The following is an 18,720-nucleotide window of genomic DNA, read 5'->3' on the forward strand; positions in this document are numbered from 1 at the left end:
CCGGGCCCGGACCGCGGTCTCAGAGTGCGGCCGCGCTCCGGTGCACGGCCTCGGCCACGCGCCGGGCGCGCGGGTCCATCCGGTCGATGACCCGCGATCCGCCGTTCGGCACGTACGCGAAGGCGAGTTCGCGCTCGGGGACCGCGCAGGCGAAGGAGCCGGTCGCGCCGGCCAGTCCGAACGAGCCGGCGGGTCCGGCGGACGCCGGGTACAGCGGGCCGTCGGGCAGCATCACGCCGAGTCCCCACGTGGTGGGCAGGAGCATGGTGCGGCACGGGCCGTCCGAGTGCACCCGGCGGATCTCGTCGACGAGGCCGGGCCCGGCCAGCCGGACCCCGTCCACCTCGCCGATGAGCGCGGCGAAGTAGCGGGCCAGGGACGGGGCGTTGGCCACGCCGTCGTACGAGGCGTTCTCCAGCCGGACCCGCTTGGTGTCGTCGGCGGTGTCGGCGTCGAAGGACATGCTGCCGATGGTCGCCCGGAAGGTGAGCGACGTGGGGTCGCCGAGCGCGGCGAGGAGCTCGGTCAGGCCGCCCGCGTCCGGGCCCTCGCCCGCGCCCTCCATCAGGAACTCGGCCTGGGACGGCAGCATCGTCGCCAGCCGGGGCAGTTCGGTCTCGGGCAGCCCGATCCAGCAGTCGAGGCCCAGCGGGCCGGCGATCTCCTCGGCGAGGAACTCGCCGACGGTGCGGCCCGTGGTGCGCAGCACCACCTCGCTGACGATGTGGCCGAAGGTCATGGCGTGGTAGCCGTGTGCGGTGCCCGGCTCCCATTCGGGTCGGGCCGCGGCGAGGGCTTCGACGACGGGCCGGCCGGTGCGCAGCCGCTCGTAGGTGATCGGTGCGTGGTCCAGTGCCACCACGCCGGTCCGCTGGGCGAGCAGCATGCGCAGGGTGACCGCGTCCTTGCCCTCGGCGGCGAACTCGGGCCAGTAGCGGGCGATCGGGGCGTCCAGTTCGACCACGCCGCGCTCGATCAGGACGAACAGCGCGCCGGCGGCGACGGACTTGGTCGGCGAGGCCAGCACGGCGAGCGTGTCGCGCTGCCAGGGGCGTCCGGTGGCCTCGTCGGCGACGCCGCCCCACAGGGAGACGACCTCGCGGCCCCGGTGGTAGACGCTCACGCCCGCCCCGGTCTGCGAGCCGTCGCGGAAGTTCTCCGCGAACGCCCGCGCGACCTGGGCGAAGCCCGGCGCGCACTCCCCCTGGACTGCCCCTGCGGCTTCGGTCACGTCAATGTCGATGGTCATGGGGATCAACTCCTCGCCCGTACCTGCCATTTATCGCTCGACATTCTCTGTTTTCGGGCTCGCAGCCGACTCGAACCATTCTCGTGAACCGGTCGGGCTCGGCGTTCTATCAAAATTTCCCGGAAGACATCCCTGGAGGCCCCATGTTCTCCGATATATCGGAATTCCATCACTGGTTCGAGCAACGGTGCGCGGCGAATTCGTACAAGGTCACCGAGACTCCCCTGGACCGCCTGGACGGCTGGTCCTTCGAGGAGGGGTCGGGGAATCTGGTGCACCGCAGCGGACGCTTCTTCTCCGTCCAGGGTCTGGAGGTGACGGACTCGGGACGGGCGGTCGATTCCTGGCGGCAGCCGATCATCGTGCAGCCGGAGCACGGAATTCTCGGCATTCTGGTGAAGGAGTTCGACGGCGTTCCGCACTGTCTGCTCCAGGCGAAGATGGAGCCGGGGAACAAGAACCTGGTGCAGCTGTCGCCCACCGTGCAGGCGACGAAGAGCAACTACACCCGGGTGCACGGCGGCCGGCCCGTTCCCTATCTGGAGCACTTCCTCGTGCCGCGCGACGGCGAGATCCTCTTCGACGCCCTCCAGTCGGAGCAGGCGTCCTGGTTCCTCGCCAAGCGCAACCGCAACATGATCGTGCGGACGCGGGAGGACGTCCCGGTCCTGGACGACTTCTGCTGGCTGAGTTTCGAGCAGATCGCCGAACTGCTGCAGACCGACGACCTGGTGAACATGGACACCCGTACCGTCCTGTCCGGTGCGACCCGGCTGCGGCGACCGGCGGGCGTCCCGGGCGACGAGGGTTTCGACGGTGCGCTCGCCGCGTCCTGGCAGCCCGGACGCGCCGCGCTGCACAACACCGCCGAGCTGCTGAGCTGGTTCACCGAGGCGAAGGCCCGCTGCACCCTCGAGCGGCGGCTCGTGCCGCTGGCGCAGACGAAGGGCTGGTCGCTGCGCGACGGCGCCGTCGTCCATGACGAGGACCGGCACTTCAAAGTCCTCGGACTGCGCGTGGAGGCGTCCAACCGCGAGGTCGCGGGCTGGTCGCAGCCCATGATCGCGCCGCGCAGCCAGGGCGTCGTCGCGTTCGTCGCCCGGCGGGTCAGGGGTGTGCTGCACCTGCTGGTGCAGGCGCGCGTCGAGACGGGGGCGCTCGACCGTGTCGAGATGGCGCCGACCGTGCAGTGCCAGCCCGCCGACTATGCGGCCGTCGACGGTTCGGGGCCGGGGACGACCGCGCGGCCCGCGTTCCTGGACCTCGTACTGGCCGCCGATCCGGGGCGGATCCGGTTCGACGCCGTGCAGTCCGAGGAGGGCGGCCGCTTCCACCACGCCCGCAACCGCTATCTGCTGGTGGAGGCCGAGGAGGACTTCCCGCTCGAAGCGCCGCCGGACTTCGTGTGGATGACGGTGCGCCAGCTCATGGACTTCGTGCGGTACGGCAGTCATCTCAATGTCGAGGCGCGCAGTCTGCTGACCCTGCTCGGGTTCCTGCCCCAGCCCTCGAGGACAGCTCCAGCGGCTCCCGAGACGGCTTTCCTAGCCTTGCCCGAGATTGCTCGCACAGCGAGTCGAAGAGGTTGAGGAGAGAGCGAATGACGACCCTGGTGAGTGCCGACTCGATCCGCGACGAACTGCGGCCGCACCTGGCCGGCATCCTCTACTGCGAGATCGAGGAGATCGACGACGACGCCACCTTCGCGGATCTCGGTCTGGACTCGGTCCTGGGCGTGGAACTGGTCGCCTTCGTCAACACCAAGTACGGCCTGGAGGAGATTCTCGACACGGTCTACGACCACCCCACGGTCCATCAGCTCAGCGCGTACGTGAGCGACCGGGTGGCGGAGCTGGAAGCGACCGCCAAGTGAGCCCGACCGGCCTGGTGAGCGGCCCGGCGCTCGTCGACGCGTCCTCCCTGACCCGGCGGGTCACGGTGGCACCGGGCATGTGCGGGGCCGGGTCCCTGTTCTTCGGGCAGCTGGGCGACTGGACGTGGGAGGCGGTCGACGCGGCGAGCGGCACCAATGTGTACGCGGCCCGCAGCGTCGACGGCCATCCCACCTACCTCTCGTTCTACTACTTCCGGGTGCGCGGCAGCCGGCAGGTCCATCCGTACAACATCGGTTTCGGCGACGAGTTCGACGTCACCTCGCGGGTCTTCGACTTCGGGCCCCAGTCGGTGATGACCCTGCACCGCCTGTCCCGTCCCGGCACGTTCGGTCCGGAGGAGGTCCTCGATCCGCGGGAGCTCCACGAGGAGCGGCGCGAGGACTGCCTGTACGTGGAGAACTACAACCGCTGGATCTCCCGCTCCCACCCGGACAGCAACACGGGTCTGGTCGAGGCGTCGCCCGCCGGTTTCCGGCACGAGCACCTGCCGCAGCTGCCGCAGGAGTACTCGCCGCGCGGATCCTGCGGCCGGGCCCGCAAGACCGGCACCTTCCACGAGCACGGGATCCCCGGCTACACGGCCGCGCATCCGTACACGACGACGTACACCCTGGACCGGGTCCGGGACCTCAACGGCGCCGGGCTCATGTACTTCGCGTCCTACTTCTCCATCGTGGACACGGCGCTGCTGCGCCAGTGGCGCTCCCTGCACCGGGACCCGGCCGCGTTCAGCAGGCGGACCGTCCTCGACCACCGCATGGGCTACTTCGGGAACGCCGACGCCGACGCCGAACTGACCCTGACCGTGACGCTCTGGCGCAGCGACAGCGTGCCGGGCGAGGAGATCGCCGAGGTGTCGGTCCGGGAGACCGAGGGGGGACGGCTGCTCGCCGTCTGCTCCGTCCAGCAACTGGTGGAGGAGTCATGACCGCGCCCGTCGCCGCCGATGCGGCGACCGTCCGAGGCGTTCTTCTGGAGGTCATCGCCGAGATCCTGCCGGACGTGCCCGCCCAGGAGGTCCTGGACGAGCGCAGCCTGGCGGACCTGGGTGCGGACTCGGTCGACCGCGTCGAGATCATCACGACGCTCACCCACCGGCTCGGCAGCCGTGAGCGGGTGTCCCGGTTCGCCGAGATCCGTGACATCGGGGGCCTGATCGCGCACCTGGCCGGGCCGGGAGGCGCACGATGACCGGCACCGCGGCATCTGGTCCCGTACGGATCGGCATCGAGGCCCTGAACGTCTACGCGGGCGTCGCGAAGATCTCCGCCAAGGCCCTCTTCGACGCCCGGGGTCTGGACCCCGACCGCTTCGCCAACCTCATGACGGACGAGCGGTCGGTCCAGCTGCCCTGGGAAGACTCCGTCACGAACGCGGTCAACGCCGCCAAGCCGATCGTCGACGCGCTGAGCGAGGAGGACCGGGGGTCCATCGAACTCCTCGTCACCTCCAGCGAGTCGGGTCTCGACCACAGCAAGTCGCTCGCCTCCTGGGTGCACGGCCATCTCGGCCTGTCCCGGCAGTGCCGCTACATGGAGGTCAAGCAAGCGTGCTACGGCGCCACGGGCGCCCTCCAGCTCGCGGCCGGCTACCTGCGCGCGGGGCTGCGGCCCGGCGCCAAGGCGCTGATCATCGCCACCGATGTCAACCCGATGGACGAGTACGCCAAGTACGCCGAGCCCACCACCGGGCACGGCGCGGTGGCGCTGCTCGTGGGCGACGCTCCCGGTGTGCTCGCCCTGACGCCGGGCGCGTACGGCCTCAACAGCTTCGACGTCATGGACACCGCCCGGCCCGCGCCGGACTACGACCTGTACAACCCGGACCTGTCGCTCCTCGCCTATCTGGAGTGTCTGTCCGACAGTTTCCGCGCCTACGCGGACAACGTGCCGGGCACCGACTTCGCCGAGTCCTTCGACCACGTGGTGATGCACACGCCGTTCGGCGGCATGGTGCGGGCCGCGCACCGCAAGCTGATGCGGGAGCAGGCGCCGCGTGCGCCGAAGCTGATCGCGGAGGACTTCGAGCGCCGGGTGGTGCCCTCGCTGCACTACGCCCGCTCCATCGGCAATCTGTGCTCCGGTTCGATCTGGCTGGCGCTCGCCAGCCTCGTCGACCACGAGAGCGCCGAGCGCCTGGAGGGCTCGCGCCTCGGCATGTTCTCGTACGGTTCCGGCTGCGCCTCGGAGTTCTTCGGCGCGACGGTCATGCCCGGCGCCAAGGAGGTCGTCGGCAAGACGGCCACGGCCGAACGGCTCGCGCTGCGACGGGATTTGAGTTTCGCCGAGTACGCGGAGATGCTCCCCGTCACTCGCCGCATCCTGGTCCCCCAACCGCGCCGCGAGATCGACCTGGGCCCGGCGGACGCCTACCTCGCCCCGTTCCGCGACCACGGCAAGCTGCTCGTGCTGGCCGGGGTCGAGGACTACATCAGGCGGTACGAATGGCGGTGACGGCCTCCGGCGCACCCGTCCGGGTCCGCGTCGACTCGGCGCGGACGCCCGTCGTCCGGGCGACCCTGGACAGCCCCGCCACCCGCAACCGCCTCGACGACGAGCTGCTCGCGGAGCTGACCGGCGCCCTGGAGCGGGCCGAACGGACCGAGTCCGCCTCGGTGTTCGTCATCGACGCCACCGGTGACACGTTCTGCTCCGGCATCGCGCTCGGCGACCTCGACCACGCCGACTGGCAGCCCCGGCTCACCGCCGTGCACGACCTGCTGCGCCGGCTCACCGACTCGCCCCTGGTCACCGTCGCCGTCGTCGACGGCGCGGCCACCGGCGGCGGCGTCGGCCTCGCCGCGGCCTGCGACCACGTCATCGCGGGGTCCGGCGCGAGCTTCCGGATGACGGAGGTCCTGCTCGGCCTCGTCCCGGCGGTGATCCTGCCGACCGTCGCCGAACGCGTCGGCCGCCACCGGGCGTACGCGATGGCCCTCGGTGCCGAGGAACTGGCCGCCGACGCGGCCGCCGCCGCCGGTCTCGCCGACCGGCGGGCCGAGGACTGCCGCCGCGAACTCCAACTGCTGCTGCGGCGGCTGCGGGCCGCCGACCCCGGCGCCGTCCGCGCGCTCAAGCGCTACCGCCGCGAGCTGTACCCCTTTGACGAGGGCCACGCCGACCGCGCGGTGCGCGTCGTCGGGGAACGCCTCGGCGACCAGCGGGTGCGCGAGCGGCTGGACACCTTTCACCGGCAAGGACTTATACCGTGACCACTCTTCCGTACGGGCCTGTCGAGCTGCGCATCGAAGCGCCCGTCGCCACCGTCCGGCTGTGCGACGAGGCGGGCAGCAACCGGTTCACGCCCGAGCTGCGCGCCGGGCTGATCGCCGCGCTCCGCGCGGCCGCCGCCGATCCCGCCGTCCGGGCCGTCGTCCTGGAAGGCGCTCCCGGCGTCTTCAGCGCGGGCGGCACCACCGAACGCATGCTCGGCACGCACGAGCAGCGTGTGGTCGAACTGTGGGAGATGATGCGGGCGATCGCCGACTGTCCCGTCCCGGTGATCGCCGCCGTGCAGGGCCACGCGCTCGGCGGCGGCCTGCTGCTCGCCCTGTACTGCGACGTCGCCGTCCTGAACGAGCGCTCCCGCTACGCGATGAACTTCCTCGCCTTCGGCTTCACGTCGATCCTGGGGGCCTCCCACATGGTCCCCGCCGCGTTCGGCCGGGCGCTGGGCGCCGAGATGATCTACACGAGCCGCAGCTACACCGGGCGCGAACTGCGCGACCGCGGCGCCGGGACGAGGATCACCGCCCCTGAGGCGGTGCTCACCGAGGCGCACCGGATCGCCGTGCAGGTGGCCCAGGCGCCGCGCCCCGCGATGGAGCTGATGAAGTCGCAGCTGGTGCGCACCGTGCTTGCCGATGCCGAGGCGGCCCTGGAGCGGGAGATCCCCGACCACGAGGAGACGATCCTCGGCGAGGAGGCCCGGCGCCGCATCCGCGGCCTGCACGGCCAGCGTCTCGCGGGCGCGGCCTCCGGTGCGGCCCGCGAGGACCGGGGGACCGCCGCATGAGCACCCCTTCGGACGCCCCCGTCGCCGTCATCGGCATGTCCTGCCGGACCTCCGGTGCCGAGACCCTGACCGAGTTCTGGGACCTCGCCTCCCGCGCCGAGCGGCGGCTGCGGGACGTACCGGCGGACCGCTGGTACGGGCTGGACGAGCAGGTCGCGGCGGCGAACACCCCGCGTGCCTTCCTCCTGGACTCCGTCGACGGCTTCGACGCCCGCTTCTTCGGCATCGCCCCGCGCATGGCGGCCTTCATGGACCCGCAGCACCGGCTGATGCTCGAACTGGCCTGGCACGCCGTGGAGAACGCGGGCCTGGATCCCGAGTCCCTGGAGGGTGAGCCCGTCGCCGTCTTCGCGGGCGCCTTCATGTCCGACTACGGCGAGCGGATGCTCGCCCGGGGCAAGCGCGCCGACGGGGCGGCGTTCCCCGGCACGATGATGGCGTTCCTCGCCAACCGGGTCTCGTACCAGTTCGGCTGGACGGGCCCCAGCATGGTCATCGACTCGGCCTGCTCGGCCGGCCTGTCCGCGCTCGGCTTCGCCGTGCAGGGCCTGCGGTCCGGCGACTACCCGATGGCACTCGTCGGCTCCCCGAACCTGTTCAGCGCCGGCTACTACGCCACGAACGCGTACCTCGGGGGCGCCCTGTCCCCCACCGGCGACTCGGTGCCGTTCAGCGAGTCCCGCAACGGCTACCTGCGCGGGGAGGGCGGCGCCTGCCTGCTGCTCAAGCCGCTGGACGCGGCGCTCGCCGACGGTGACCCGGTCCACGCCGTCATCCGCTCCGTGGGCAGCGCCCACAACGGGCGCGGCGGCGGGCTGACCGGCACCGACCAGGACTCCCAGATCTCGCTGGTGGAGCGCACCCTGGCCGCGTCCGGGCTCACCCCGCGCGACCTCGGGCACCTGGAGGCCCACGGCACCGGCACCCGGAGCGGCGACGCCACCGAGATCGCCGCGCTGGCCCGGCTGCTGCCCGCGGACCGGGGCCCGGCGGCGGGCCCGGACGGGAAGCTGTGGGTGGGGTCGGTCAAGGCCAACATCGGGCACCTGGAAGGTGCGGCCGGGCTGATCGGCATCGTCAAGACCGTGCTGGCCATGCAGGAGGGCGCCATCCCCCGCATCGCCGGGCTCGGCACGGCCGACGAGAGCCTGCCGGTCGGCGACTCGCCCCTGGGCATCCCCGTCGAGAACATGCCGTGGCCCGCCGGCGACGTCCCGCGCATCGGCGCCGTCAACGCGTTCGGCCTGGGCGGTTCCCTGTCCCACGCGGTGGTCGAGGAGGCGCCGCGGCGGACCGAAGGCACCCGCGCCGCTGCGGCCGAGGAGATCGTGCCGCTGTCGGCGGGCAGCGATGAGGCGGTGGCCCTGCTGGCCCGCCGCCTGCTGCGCACGCTCGACGGCACGGACGCGCCCGCACTGGACTCGCTGGCCTGGACGCTCCAGCACGGGCGGCGGGACATGAAGCACCGCCGGGCCCTCGTCGTGTCCGACTCCGCGTCCCTGCGCACCGCGCTCACGGCCGTGGCCGAGGGCACGCACCGGCCGCCGACCGACGGGATCGCCCGCGTGTGGGAGGACGGCGGCGCACGGGACTGGCACGTGCTGTGGAAGGACCGGGACCTGCCGCCGCGGGCCCATCTGCCCGGCACCCCGTTCCGACGCCGCCCGTGCTGGTTCGACGACGAGGCGCCCTCCGCGCTCTGACCCCGGCCTGCGGGCCGTACACGAGAACATCGCCCCCGACCGGAAAGAGACTTGCGATGGCGAACGAGCAGCGTGACGGGCGGGTGCACCGCACCGTGCACAAGGCGGAGACCGACGCCCCCGCGGACGTGGTGTACCGGCTGATCGAGGACACCTCCCGATGGCCGCTGTACCTGCCCCCGAACGTGCAGGTCGAGCAGGTGGAGACGTCCGGTGACAGCGAGCGGCTGCGCATGTGGGCCACGGCCAACGGCCAGGTGAAGTCCTGGACCTCGCGCCGTGTCCTGGACCCGGCGGCCCGCCGCATCGAGTTCCGCCAGGAGGTCCCCGCGGCTCCCGTGGAGACGGTGGGCGGCACCTGGATCGTGACCGAACTCGGTCCGGAGCGCTCCTTGCTGACCCTGCTGCACGACTTCACCGTGGCCGACGGCCGCCGCGAGGACGTGGACTGGGTCGAGCGGGCCATCGACACGAACAGCCGTGCCGAGCTGGCCAACCTGTGCACGCTGGCCGCCGGCTGGGCCCGCCTGGACGAACGCGTCATCTCCTTCGAGGACTCCGTCCACGTCGACGGCCCGGCGGAGCGGGTCTACGACTTCCTGCACCGGGCCGACCTGTGGCCGGAGCGCCTGCCGCACGTGGACGGTCTCGAACTCACCGAGGACGAACCGGGCGTGCAGGTCATGACGATGAACACGCGCACACCGGACGGCTCGGCGCACACCACCGAGTCCGTGCGCGTCTGCTTCCCCGAGGACCTGCGGATCGTCTACAAGCAGACCGCCACCCCCGCCCTGATGACCGCGCACACCGGCTGCTGGACGGTACGGCCCGCCGAGGGCGGCGGACTGACCGTCACCTCGCAGCACAGCGTGGTGCTGTGCGAGGAGGCCATCGAGGGGGCACTCGGCGCGGGGGTCGATCTCGCGCAGGCCCGCCGTCAGGTCCGCGAGGCGCTGGGCCGCAACAGCGGGGCGACGCTCCTCCACGCCAAGCGGTTCGCGGAGAGCGCCGTCCTCCCTGTCTGAGCCCTCACACCGGGATGCGGACCGCCTCGGCGCGCACCGCGTCCAGCAGCCCGGCCTGCGCCACCGACTCCGCGGAGAGGAGGCGCAGGCCGGGCCGCGCCGCTTCCTCCCCGCGCACGGCAGCGGCGAAGAACCGCCACACCGCCTCGAAGTGGTCCTCGGCCGGGACGGTGATCTCGCGCTGCTCGGTGCCCTCGCCCAGCCGGATCACCGGCGCGTGCCCCGGCGCCGTGGTGTACACGTGGTCCACCGCCAAAGTGCCCTGGCTGCCCTGGATCTCGTACCAGGACCGGTAGTGGTGCTCCATGCCGAAGCGGATCTGCGCGACCGCTCCGCCGGGGGCGGTCAGCAGCACGGCGCCGGACAGATCGACCCCGTGCGCGCGGCTGTCCCGCAGGCTCGCGCCCGCCACGGTCAGCCCCGTACCGAGGAACCGCAGCGCTGCCCGCAGGGGGTACACCCCGTTGTCGAGGAGTGCCCCGCCGCCCAGGTTCGGGTCGAGGCGTTGGTCGCCGGCGGGGCGCGGCGGGATGGTGAACGCCGCCGACACGGTGCGGATCTCGCCGAGCACCCCGGAGTTCAGCAGGGCGGCGACCTGCCGCTGGGTGCCGTGGTGGAGGAACATGAAGTTCTCCAGCAGGACCAGGCCGCGTTCGCCGGCCAGGCGGAACAGCCGCTCGGCGTCCGCGCCGGAGGCCGCCAGCGGCTTCTCCACCAGCACGTGCTTTCCGGCCCGTAGCGCCTGTTCGGCCCAGCGGGCGTGCAGCAGGGTCGGCAGGCACAGGTAGACGGCGTCCACGTCGGCGCGGGCCAGCAGTTCCTCGTACGAGGCGGCGGCCGGGGCGTCGAACCGGGCCCCGAAGGCCGCCGCGCGGGCCGGGTCGCGGGCCGCGACCGCGGCCAGTTCCACTTCCGGGACGCGCAGCAGGGCGGGCAGGGTGCGGCGAGCGGCGATGTCCCCGCAGCCGAGCAGACCGACCCGGGTCGCGGGACCGGGGGCGGGGGTGTCAGCGGGCACCGATCAGCACCTCCTTCGCGGGGCGCGGCGGCGTGTGGTGCGGCAGCCGGCCGGAGGCGAGGGCCTCGGCGAGGGACGGGGCGGCCGCGTCCTTGGCGGAGCGCACCGGCGGTCCGTCGAGCTCCCAGGGGATTCCCAGTTCGGGGTCGAGGGCGTCGAGGTCGACCATGGCGCCGGGCACGTACTCGGCGGACAGCAGGTAGTTCACGCAGGTGCCGTCCTCCAGGGCGAGGAAGGCGTGGCCGATGCTGCCGGGCATGTAGAGGGCGGTGCCCTCGCCGGCCGACAACCGCGTCGCCTGGTACCGGCCGAAGGTGGGTGAGCCGAACCGCAGGTCGACCATGACGTCCAGGATCGAGCCGCGCACGCAGGTGACGAGTTTGCTCGCGTCGGCGGGCACGTCGTTGCAGTGCAGGCCGCGCAGTACGCCTCGGTGCGACACCGAGTTGTTGACCTGGCGGACGGTGAACGGCAGGCCGGTCGCGGCGGTCAGCACGCTCTCCTTGGCGGCCTCGAAGAAGCGGCCGCGCTCGTCGCCGAACGGCTCGGGAGAGAGCTGCCAGGTGCCCGGGATGCCGGTCTCGTCAATGCGCACGGCTGCTCGCCGCCCGCTCCTGTGCGGTGCGGGCCTTGAGCGGCTCCCACCAGGCGCGGTTCTCCCGGTACCAGGCCACGGTGTCGGCGAGGCCCTGGTCGAACGGGACCTGGGGGGCGTAGCCGAGCTCCGTGGATATCTTGGCGATGTCCACGCAGTAGCGGCGGTCGTGCGCGGCCCGGTCCGCGACCCGGCGCACCGCGGAGTCGTCGCGCCCGCACAGCTCGAGCAGCCGTCCGGTGAGCTCCAGGTTGGTGAGTTCGGTGCCGCCGCCGATGTTGTAGATCTCGCCGGGGCGGCCCTTGGCGGCGACCAGGGCGATGCCGCGGCAGTGGTCGTCGACGTGCAGCCAGTCCCGGCTGTTGCCGCCGTCTCCGTAGAGGGGGACGTCGAGGCCGTCGACCAGGTTGGTGGTGAACAGCGGGATGGCCTTCTCGGGGAACTGGTAGGGCCCGTAGTTGTTGGAGCAGCGGGTCACGCAGACCTCGAGGCCGTGGGTGCGGTGCACGGCGAGCGCGATGAGGTCGGAGGAGGCTTTGGACGCCGCGTAGGGCGAGTTGGGCAGCAGCGGCTCCTCCTCGTCCCAGGAGCCGGTGTCGATGGAGCCGTACACCTCGTCGGTGGATACGTGGACGAAGCGGCCCACGCCGGCCCGTACGGCCTCCTGCAGCAGGGTCTGCGTGCCGAGGACGTTGGTGTGCACGAAGGCCGAGGAGTCCTCGATGGAGCGGTCCACGTGGGATTCGGCGGCGAAGTGGACCACCAGGTCGGTGCCGGCGAAGAGCCGGGCGACGAGGGCGGCGTCGCAGATGTCCCCCTGGACGAACTCCAGGCGCGGGTCGGCGGCCACCGGGTCGAGGTTGGCGCGGTTGCCGGCGTAGGTGAGCGCGTCCAGCACCACCACCCGGGTGGGCTCCAGGCTCGGGTAGGTGCCGGACAGCAGCTCTCTGACGAAGTGCGAGCCGATGAAGCCCGCGCCTCCGGTGACCAGGACACGCATCAGCGGGAAGCCTTTCTGGGGACGAGTGAGGGGTGACGAGAACGACGACGGGGCGGGCGGTGTCCGCCGGTGCTCAGGCGGCCGTGGAGGAGTCGGCTGCCGCGTCCGCCGCGGCCCTGCGGGCGATGTCCCGCACGTAATTGCCGTAGCCGGAGTCGCCCAGTTCGCGGCCGAGCGCGTGGCACTGGTGGTGGTCGATGAACCCCATGCGCAGGGCGATCTCCTCCACGCAGGCGATCCGCTCGCCCTGGCGCTGCTCGAGCAGCTGGACGTACTGGCCGGCCTGGAGCAGGGAGTCGTGGGTGCCCATGTCCAGCCATGCGAAGCCGCGGCCCAGCTCGGTGAGCCGGGCCCGGCCCTGGGCCAGGTACGCCTGGTTGACATCGGTGATCTCGAGCTCGCCGCGGGCCGAGGGGGTGAGCCCGGCGGCGATCTCCACGACGTCGTTGTCGTACAGGTACAGGCCGGTGACGGCCAGGTTGGAGCGGGGCTTGACCGGCTTCTCCACGAGGGAGAGCAGCCGTCCGTCCGCGTCGGTCTCGCCGACTCCGTAGCGCTCCGGGTCGTTGACCGGGTAGCCGAACAGCTCGCAGCCGTCGAGGCGGGCCGCGGCCTGCGCGATCGTGGTGGAGAACCCGGCGCCGTGGAAGACGTTGTCACCGAGGATCAGGGCCACCGGGCTGTCGCCGATGTGCTTCTCGCCGATCAGGAACGCTTCCGCGATGCCGCGCGGCTCGTCCTGCTGGGCGTAGCTGAGCTCGATGCCCAGGTGGGAGCCGTCGCCGAGGAGGGAGCGGAACATGTCCAGGTGGTTGTGGGAGGAGATGATCAGGATCTCCCGGATCCCGGCGCGCATCAGCACCGACAGCGGGTAGTAGATCATCGGCTTGTCGTAGACCGGGAGCAGCTGCTTGGAGACCGTGCCGGTCAGGGGGCGCAGTCGGGTTCCGCTGCCGCCGGCCAGGATGATCCCCTTCATCGGCCGCCGGCCGCCCTGGCCGGTGACCGCCAGCAGCGGCGCCGGGCCGGACCCTGGTCCCACGTCCCGGCCCGGGATCCGTCCCTGAACCGCGTGCTGTACGTCCGTCATTGCTGCTCTCCGTAGCATCCGGACCGCCGCGACGGCGGTCTCGATCTTCTGTGGGTCGACTGCGGTTCCGCCGACGGGGCCGGGGGGCCGGGGCGGGGACCGGGGGCCGGGGGTTCAGGCCCGGGTGGTGAACTCCCGGATCGTGGAGATCACGTAGTCGAGCATCTCTTCGGTCAGTCCCGGGTAGACGCCGATCCAGAAGGTCTGATCGGTGATCAGATCGCTGTTGACCAGCGGCTCGGCGATCCGGTGCGGTCGCTCGGCGTAGGCGGGGTGCCGGGTGAGGTTTCCGGCGAAGAAGCGGCGGGTGTGGATCTGGCGGGACTCCAGGTGGTCCACGAGCGCCGCGCGGGAGTAGGCGGCGTCCGGGTCCACGGTGATCAGGAAGCCGAACCAGCTCGGGTCGCTCTCCGGGGTCGCCTCCGGCAGCAGCAGGCCGGGCAGCCCCTCCAGGCCCTCGCGCAGCTGCCGCCAGTTGCGGCGCCGGGCCGCGCCGAACTCCTCGATCCGCTGCAACTGGCTCAGGCCCAGGGCGGCCTGGAGGTCCGTCGCCTTCAGGTTGTAACCCACGTGGGAGAAGATGTACTTGTGGTCGTAGCCCTTCGGCAGCTTCCCCATCTGCTGGTCGAAGCGCTTCATGCACCGGTTGTCCTCGCCCGGCTCGCACCAGCAGTCCCGCCCCCAGTCGCGGAAGGACTCCACGATCCGGGCCAGGGCCAGGTTGCTGGTCAGGACGCAGCCGCCCTCGCCCATGGCGATGTGGTGCGCGGGATAGAAGCTCGTGGTCGAGAGGTCGCCGAAGGAGCCGGTGCGCCGGCCCCGGTAGGTGGAGTCGACGGCGTCGCAGTTGTCCTCCACGAGGAACAGCTCGTGCTCCTCGGCGAGCTGGGCCACCTCCTCCACCCGGAAGGGGTTGCCGAGCGAGTGGGCGATCATGATCGCCCGGGTCCTGGGGCCGATGGCCGCCGCGATCCGCTCGGGGGTGGTGTTGTACGTGCCCATCTCGACGTCCACGAACACCGGCACCAGGCCGTTGTGGAGGATCGGGCTGACGGTGGTGGGGAAGCCCGCGGCCACCGTGATGACCTCGTCGCCCGGCTTCAGGCGCCGCTCCTCGAGCTGCGGGGAGGTCAGGGCGCTGAGCGCCAGCAGGTTCGCGGAGGAACCGGAGTTCGTCAGGTGTGCCTTGCGGGTGCCGATGAACCGGGCGAAGTCCCGTTCGAAGCGGCGTGAGCTGGTGCCGGCCGCGATGCGCATGTCCAGCGCGGCCGAGACCAGGGCCAGCCGGTCGTCAGCGCTGAGCACGGCCCCGGACACCTGGACCGGGGTGACTCCGGGCTGGAAGGGGCCGGGGGCCTTTTCCTCGTGGTATTCACGGACGAGCTCCGCGATGCGTTCCTTGGCCTCGCCCATGGTCGTTCCCTTCAGATGGCACACGGGTGACGGAATCCGAGCGTAGGGAGGGCGGGGTATCGCATTGCCTGAGTGCCGGTCGAGCGTGCGCGTCGGCCGCGGTGCACGTGGTCAGGGGTGTACGAGCCCGGTGATCCGCTCCGGTTGGACCGCCGGCCCGCGAGGCGGTACCAGCACGCCGGAGTCAGCGGGGTGCGCTGTCGCCCTGGGGTGGCTCCGGCGTGTGGTGGGCTGTGGCGGGATCCCCTCGTGCCTGCCTCGACCTCGGCCGACGAAAGCCGGCCACGACGTGGGCCGCAGACGGGTCACCAGGCGCGCGTGTGCCGTCCGCACCCCCACCGGCATCACCATCATGCTGCTGATCCGCAGGTGCGCGCCGATGACGGATCAGTCCCGACACACCGTCGCTGATGCGGCCTCGGGCCGTCCCCAGGCCCAGGGTCGGGGTTGCTGATTCCTGTAGTAAGAGGGGCCCAGCCCCCGCACGCCTCTGACCTGCATAAATGTGGATCCTGATCCGACTCCCGAGTCGTATATGCCGACTCCCGAGTCGGCATATACGACTCGGGAGTCGGATCAAGCGGATTCCCGAGTCGTATCGTCCCGACTCCAGAGTCGCATCATGCCGACTGGGGAAGCGGATCGCTTACCGCCACGGTAATAACTGGGCCGCGCGGGAACCCGCCGCGACACGGGCATTGATTACCAATGCGCTAATGTTCACGGCGGTAAGCGATGCGTCGCCGGACGGGCATCGCATACCGACGTGTACGCACCTCTGAGAGGCCACTCATGGCGGAACCGGCACGGCAGTTCTTCGCGCTCGTCGATGCCCAGACCGGCGAGATGACGGAGGCCGGTGAACCCGAGGACTCCGGCGGCCGCCAGCAGGTGGTGCGCGATCCGTACGGCTTCGACGGGCCACACATCAACGTCGGGATTCGGCGTGGCCGGGCCCTGGCATCGGCTGCTTCCGGGCTGACGGATCGAGAGTTCAGAGTCCTGGTCTGGTACTGGTTCGCCACAGAGCAGAGCCAGGGAGCTCCGATGATGACGAGGGCGGACATCGCCAAGGAACTCGGCATGAGTCCCGACACTCTGAGCCGGACCGTCAAGATTCTCCACGGGGCCAGGCTGCTGGTTGCCGCCGGCGGGATCGGACGGACCACCTTCTACCGGTGCACCCCCTATCTGGCGTTCATCGGCAGTGGCTTTGCGCACCGCACTGCCGTGAAGGACTGGAACCCGCCGGAGACGGAGATCCGCGAGCCCAGGTCGAAGACCCGGGGCAGGAGCGGGAAGAATGGTTCTGGGGCGGCGTCGAAGGCGCCTGTGGCGAAGGGTGACCACTCATGAAGATCCAGGGTCCGGAGGACGTTGTGGACGTGCTTCGCCGCACCGGCCGTGTGCTGAGCCCGAACCAGCGGCTGGTTGTCCTGCTGTACGCGTCCGTGAAGCAGGAGCCGGACGGTTCCGTCGTGGTCCGGGCGTCCGAGCTCGCCGAGATCGTCGGGATGAACGCACCGTCGTTCTCCCGCACCCGTAAAGAACTGGTCGCTCTGGGATGGCTGGAGGAAGCCGGCCGGGTCGGGCAGGTCAAGCTCTACCGTCTGGCTGAGCAGGAGGATGAGCCGCAGGCCCGCGGCCGCGAGCACCTGCGCGTCGTCGGATAGGGCGGACAACCGGAATCGGCTCCGGTCGGCGCCGGTGCACTCCCACACCCGTTGCCTGTCCTCGATCGTGCCGTCGGCCTGGCCCGGTCGAGGTCAGGCCGCGCGCTTCACATGGCGGACCAGCCACGTCAGCAGGGCGTCCAGGTCGGCCGCGGCCGAGAGGACCCGGTTGGTCACCTCGGGCGTGTGCAGCCATCCCTCGCTGCCGAGGGGGCGGGCCGCCGTCACTGAGCGGTGGCGCAGGAGGTCCGTACGGGGATGGTCCGTCGGGTAGCCGCGCGGAGGGCGTTTCATCACGTCCCCGGCGATGTCGTAGCCCTTCTCGCGCAGGTCCTCGACGAGGGCGGACAGTTCGCGGCCGCTTCCCTCGGCGGCCACGGCCTTGCGGAACATGTCCACCTGGCCGGGGTCGGGGTACCACCAGGCGCCCTGGATCCACAGGCCGTCCAGGGAGAACCGGAGGTTGATCTCGATCTTGCGGCCGAGCCGGATCACCGCGCTCTGGTTCTGCCACCACCAGGAGCCCGTGCGGTAGTGCCAGACGGAGAAGTCCTCGTACCGGGGATCGGCGTCCGCGACCTCGTTGAGCAGGGCGATCATCGGCTGCCGGACCAGACGCTCGCGGTCGGCGCGGCAGCGTTCGCGGGTCGCGTGGGTCGGTTCGCCCTGGAGCTGCCACAGCACGTCCATGGCCTGCTCCGGCCAGCCGGTGAACTGTCTGCGCATGGGCGGAGGATAGCTCGAGCCGTCTGCGGGCTCATGTACGTGAGGTCAATGAGTACCGGACTGGCGACCGGTGCTCATTGACCTCACGTACATGAGCCGAGCTCCGGATATGGGCGGGGCCCCGCACGCAGACGCGGTGCGGGGCCCCGGGCGCCTCTTCCCTGTCGTCGCCCTGGTGTCGACGTTAGGTGGCGGTCCGTCAGGGCGCATGTGGAGTGCCGCTGTTCGTGTGCGTCGGTGGTGGCGACGGCGACGGATCCGGCGATGGTCAGCTTTCGGGGCTGGCGATGCGGGCCAGGATGATGCCGCCGACGATGAGCGTCAGGGCCGCTGTGCGGGCGAGCGTGACCGGGTCGCGGTTGATGACGACGCCGAGGGCGATGGCGCCTACGGCTCCGATGCCGGTGAAGACGGCGTACGCGGTGCCTACGGGGATGGTGCGCATCGCCAGCGTGAGGAGGTAGACCGCACCGGCGGCGAGGGCGAAGCAGATCAGGGTGGGGACCGGGCGGGTGAAGTTCTGGGTCGGTTTGATGCTCTGGGACCAGCCGATCTCGACCGCTCCGGCCAGGGCCAGGAAGAGCCAGTTCATGTCGTCGTCCTTGTGGCCAGTTCGCGGCCGAGGTCGCGGGCGGTCTTGAGGGCTTCCGCGAGGGAGGCCTCGTGGCGGTCGCGCAGGTCGGAGAGGTTCGGGTCGATGACCGAGTTCGCCAGTTCGGCGTGCAGGAAGGTGACGTCGTCGATGGCGAAGTGGCCGGCGGCGAAGTCCTTCAGGTAGCGGGCCTGGTGGTCGAAGGCCGCCTTCGTGGCGCCGGGGAGGTAGGAGCCGCCGCGGGCGCTGGCCACGACGACGGACCGGCCGGTCAGGGACATCCGGGGGAAGGTCACCTGGTCGATCCAGGCCTTCAGGGACGCGGGGACGCCGTAGTTGTACATCGGGGTGCCGATGAGGATGACGTCGGCCGCGACGAGCTCGTTCAGGAGGGGCTCGATCGTCTGCCAGGCGGTGACCTGCCGCGGAGTGCGGGCCCCTTCGTGGAGGCGGGCGAGGGCGGTGATGCCGTCGGCGAGGAGGTTGTCGCAGATCTCGGTCCAGGCCTCGGTGATCTGCGGGACCGGGTCGGCGGCGAGGTCGCGGTAGGTGACCGTTCCCTCGGCCTCGCGCCACGCATCGGCGAACGCTCCGCCGACCTCGCGGGAGAAGGAGCGTCGGCGGGCACTGGCGTCGAGGTGCAGCAGGTGCGGCTGGTGCGGAACGCGGGTCATGGCGGGTCCTCCGGGCGATGGTCGACAGGTTCGTCTCAGCTTTAAGTGGA

The 18,720-nt window shown here is 71.4% G+C and carries 20 protein-coding genes; 11 read left to right on the forward strand and 9 right to left on the reverse strand.

Going from position 1 to position 18,720, the window contains the following annotated elements:
* Positions 1–19 precede the first annotated feature (19 nt).
* Entirely contained in the window at positions 20–1,249 is a 1,230-nt protein-coding gene (locus ACIBTU_RS37420) for a serine hydrolase domain-containing protein (RefSeq protein ID WP_399131208.1), read from the reverse strand.
* Between the two features lie 143 nt (positions 1,250–1,392).
* Between ACIBTU_RS37420 and ACIBTU_RS37425 the strand changes: the two genes are divergently transcribed.
* From ACIBTU_RS37425 to ACIBTU_RS37465, 9 genes are read left to right on the forward strand one after another with little or no spacing between them, the layout of a single operon-like run.
* The gene (locus tag ACIBTU_RS37425; protein ID WP_399131209.1) at positions 1,393–2,838 is read left to right on the forward strand and encodes an NDP-hexose 2,3-dehydratase family protein; all 1,446 of its coding nucleotides are present in this window, start codon (positions 1,393–1,395) and stop codon (positions 2,836–2,838) included.
* Positions 2,839–2,849: 11 nt separating this feature from the next.
* Positions 2,850–3,122 carry an acyl carrier protein gene (locus ACIBTU_RS37430; RefSeq protein ID WP_399131210.1) on the forward strand — a complete coding sequence of 91 codons (273 nt, stop codon included), beginning with the start codon at positions 2,850–2,852 and terminating at the stop codon, positions 3,120–3,122.
* Complete coding sequence (locus ACIBTU_RS37435) at positions 3,119–4,072, forward strand: LnmK family bifunctional acyltransferase/decarboxylase (protein WP_399131211.1); 954 nt, start codon at positions 3,119–3,121, stop codon at positions 4,070–4,072. Before ACIBTU_RS37430 ends, ACIBTU_RS37435 begins: the two co-directional genes overlap by 4 nt.
* Positions 4,069–4,335 (forward strand): phosphopantetheine-binding protein, encoded by a 267-nt coding sequence (locus ACIBTU_RS37440; protein ID WP_399131212.1) that lies wholly within the window; start codon positions 4,069–4,071, stop codon positions 4,333–4,335. The genes ACIBTU_RS37435 and ACIBTU_RS37440 overlap by 4 nt, the downstream gene beginning before the upstream one ends.
* Positions 4,332–5,597 carry a hydroxymethylglutaryl-CoA synthase family protein gene (locus ACIBTU_RS37445; RefSeq protein ID WP_399131213.1) on the forward strand — a complete coding sequence of 422 codons (1,266 nt, stop codon included), beginning with the start codon at positions 4,332–4,334 and terminating at the stop codon, positions 5,595–5,597. Before ACIBTU_RS37440 ends, ACIBTU_RS37445 begins: the two co-directional genes overlap by 4 nt.
* The gene (locus ACIBTU_RS37450) at positions 5,588–6,355 is read left to right on the forward strand and encodes an enoyl-CoA hydratase/isomerase family protein (RefSeq protein ID WP_399131214.1); all 768 of its coding nucleotides are present in this window, start codon (positions 5,588–5,590) and stop codon (positions 6,353–6,355) included. The genes ACIBTU_RS37445 and ACIBTU_RS37450 overlap by 10 nt, the downstream gene beginning before the upstream one ends.
* Positions 6,352–7,158, forward strand: coding sequence for a polyketide synthase (locus tag ACIBTU_RS37455; protein ID WP_399131215.1), 807 nt, complete (start codon positions 6,352–6,354; stop codon positions 7,156–7,158). Before ACIBTU_RS37450 ends, ACIBTU_RS37455 begins: the two co-directional genes overlap by 4 nt.
* Positions 7,155–8,861, forward strand: a complete 1,707-nt coding sequence (locus ACIBTU_RS37460; RefSeq protein ID WP_399131216.1) for a beta-ketoacyl synthase N-terminal-like domain-containing protein — start codon at positions 7,155–7,157, stop codon at positions 8,859–8,861. The genes ACIBTU_RS37455 and ACIBTU_RS37460 overlap by 4 nt, the downstream gene beginning before the upstream one ends.
* A gap of 56 nt (positions 8,862–8,917) precedes the next feature.
* Positions 8,918–9,889, forward strand: a complete 972-nt coding sequence (locus tag ACIBTU_RS37465) for an aromatase/cyclase (RefSeq protein ID WP_399131217.1) — start codon at positions 8,918–8,920, stop codon at positions 9,887–9,889.
* Positions 9,890–9,893: 4 nt separating this feature from the next.
* On the opposite strand, the gene ACIBTU_RS37470 is transcribed toward ACIBTU_RS37465, so the two are convergent.
* The 5 genes from ACIBTU_RS37470 to rfbH all read right to left on the reverse strand — a co-directional run bounded on the left by ACIBTU_RS37470 (position 9,894) and on the right by rfbH (position 15,005).
* Positions 9,894–10,907 carry a Gfo/Idh/MocA family protein gene (locus ACIBTU_RS37470; RefSeq protein WP_399131218.1) on the reverse strand — a complete coding sequence of 338 codons (1,014 nt, stop codon included), beginning with the start codon at positions 10,905–10,907 and terminating at the stop codon, positions 9,894–9,896.
* Positions 10,897–11,502 carry a dTDP-4-dehydrorhamnose 3,5-epimerase family protein gene (locus ACIBTU_RS37475; protein WP_399131219.1) on the reverse strand — a complete coding sequence of 202 codons (606 nt, stop codon included), beginning with the start codon at positions 11,500–11,502 and terminating at the stop codon, positions 10,897–10,899. The genes ACIBTU_RS37470 and ACIBTU_RS37475 overlap by 11 nt, the downstream gene beginning before the upstream one ends.
* Positions 11,492–12,502, reverse strand: a complete 1,011-nt coding sequence (gene rfbB, locus ACIBTU_RS37480; RefSeq protein ID WP_399131220.1) for a dTDP-glucose 4,6-dehydratase — start codon at positions 12,500–12,502, stop codon at positions 11,492–11,494. The genes ACIBTU_RS37475 and rfbB overlap by 11 nt, the downstream gene beginning before the upstream one ends.
* A 73-nt stretch (positions 12,503–12,575) precedes the next feature.
* Positions 12,576–13,481 (reverse strand): glucose-1-phosphate thymidylyltransferase RfbA, encoded by a 906-nt coding sequence (gene rfbA / locus ACIBTU_RS37485; RefSeq protein ID WP_399131253.1) that lies wholly within the window; start codon positions 13,479–13,481, stop codon positions 12,576–12,578.
* Between the two features lie 225 nt (positions 13,482–13,706).
* Positions 13,707–15,005 (reverse strand): lipopolysaccharide biosynthesis protein RfbH, encoded by a 1,299-nt coding sequence (gene rfbH, locus ACIBTU_RS37490; RefSeq protein WP_399131221.1) that lies wholly within the window; start codon positions 15,003–15,005, stop codon positions 13,707–13,709.
* Between the two features lie 792 nt (positions 15,006–15,797).
* Between rfbH and ACIBTU_RS37495 the strand changes: the two genes are divergently transcribed.
* Together ACIBTU_RS37495 and ACIBTU_RS37500 are read left to right on the forward strand one after the other, a co-directional pair.
* Positions 15,798–16,361: a MarR family transcriptional regulator gene (locus ACIBTU_RS37495; protein WP_399131222.1), complete on the forward strand. Its 564-nt coding sequence runs from the start codon at positions 15,798–15,800 to the stop codon at positions 16,359–16,361.
* Positions 16,358–16,678, forward strand: a complete 321-nt coding sequence (locus ACIBTU_RS37500; RefSeq protein ID WP_399131223.1) for a replication initiation protein, RepL2 — start codon at positions 16,358–16,360, stop codon at positions 16,676–16,678. Before ACIBTU_RS37495 ends, ACIBTU_RS37500 begins: the two co-directional genes overlap by 4 nt.
* A gap of 93 nt (positions 16,679–16,771) precedes the next feature.
* Here the strand turns inward: ACIBTU_RS37500 and ACIBTU_RS37505 are convergent, their stop codons facing one another.
* The 3 genes from ACIBTU_RS37505 to ACIBTU_RS37515 form a co-directional block, all read right to left on the reverse strand.
* Positions 16,772–17,404, reverse strand: coding sequence for a DUF2461 family protein (locus ACIBTU_RS37505; protein ID WP_399131224.1), 633 nt, complete (start codon positions 17,402–17,404; stop codon positions 16,772–16,774).
* 268 nt (positions 17,405–17,672) lie between these two features.
* Positions 17,673–17,996: a DMT family transporter gene (locus ACIBTU_RS37510; protein ID WP_399131225.1), complete on the reverse strand. Its 324-nt coding sequence runs from the start codon at positions 17,994–17,996 to the stop codon at positions 17,673–17,675.
* Positions 17,993–18,670 (reverse strand): FMN-dependent NADH-azoreductase, encoded by a 678-nt coding sequence (locus ACIBTU_RS37515; RefSeq protein ID WP_399131226.1) that lies wholly within the window; start codon positions 18,668–18,670, stop codon positions 17,993–17,995. The genes ACIBTU_RS37510 and ACIBTU_RS37515 overlap by 4 nt, the downstream gene beginning before the upstream one ends.
* Positions 18,671–18,720 lie beyond the last annotated feature (50 nt).

The organism is Streptomyces sp. NPDC050145 (assembly GCF_044460245.1).
Lineage (GTDB): Bacteria > Actinomycetota > Actinomycetes > Streptomycetales > Streptomycetaceae > Streptomyces.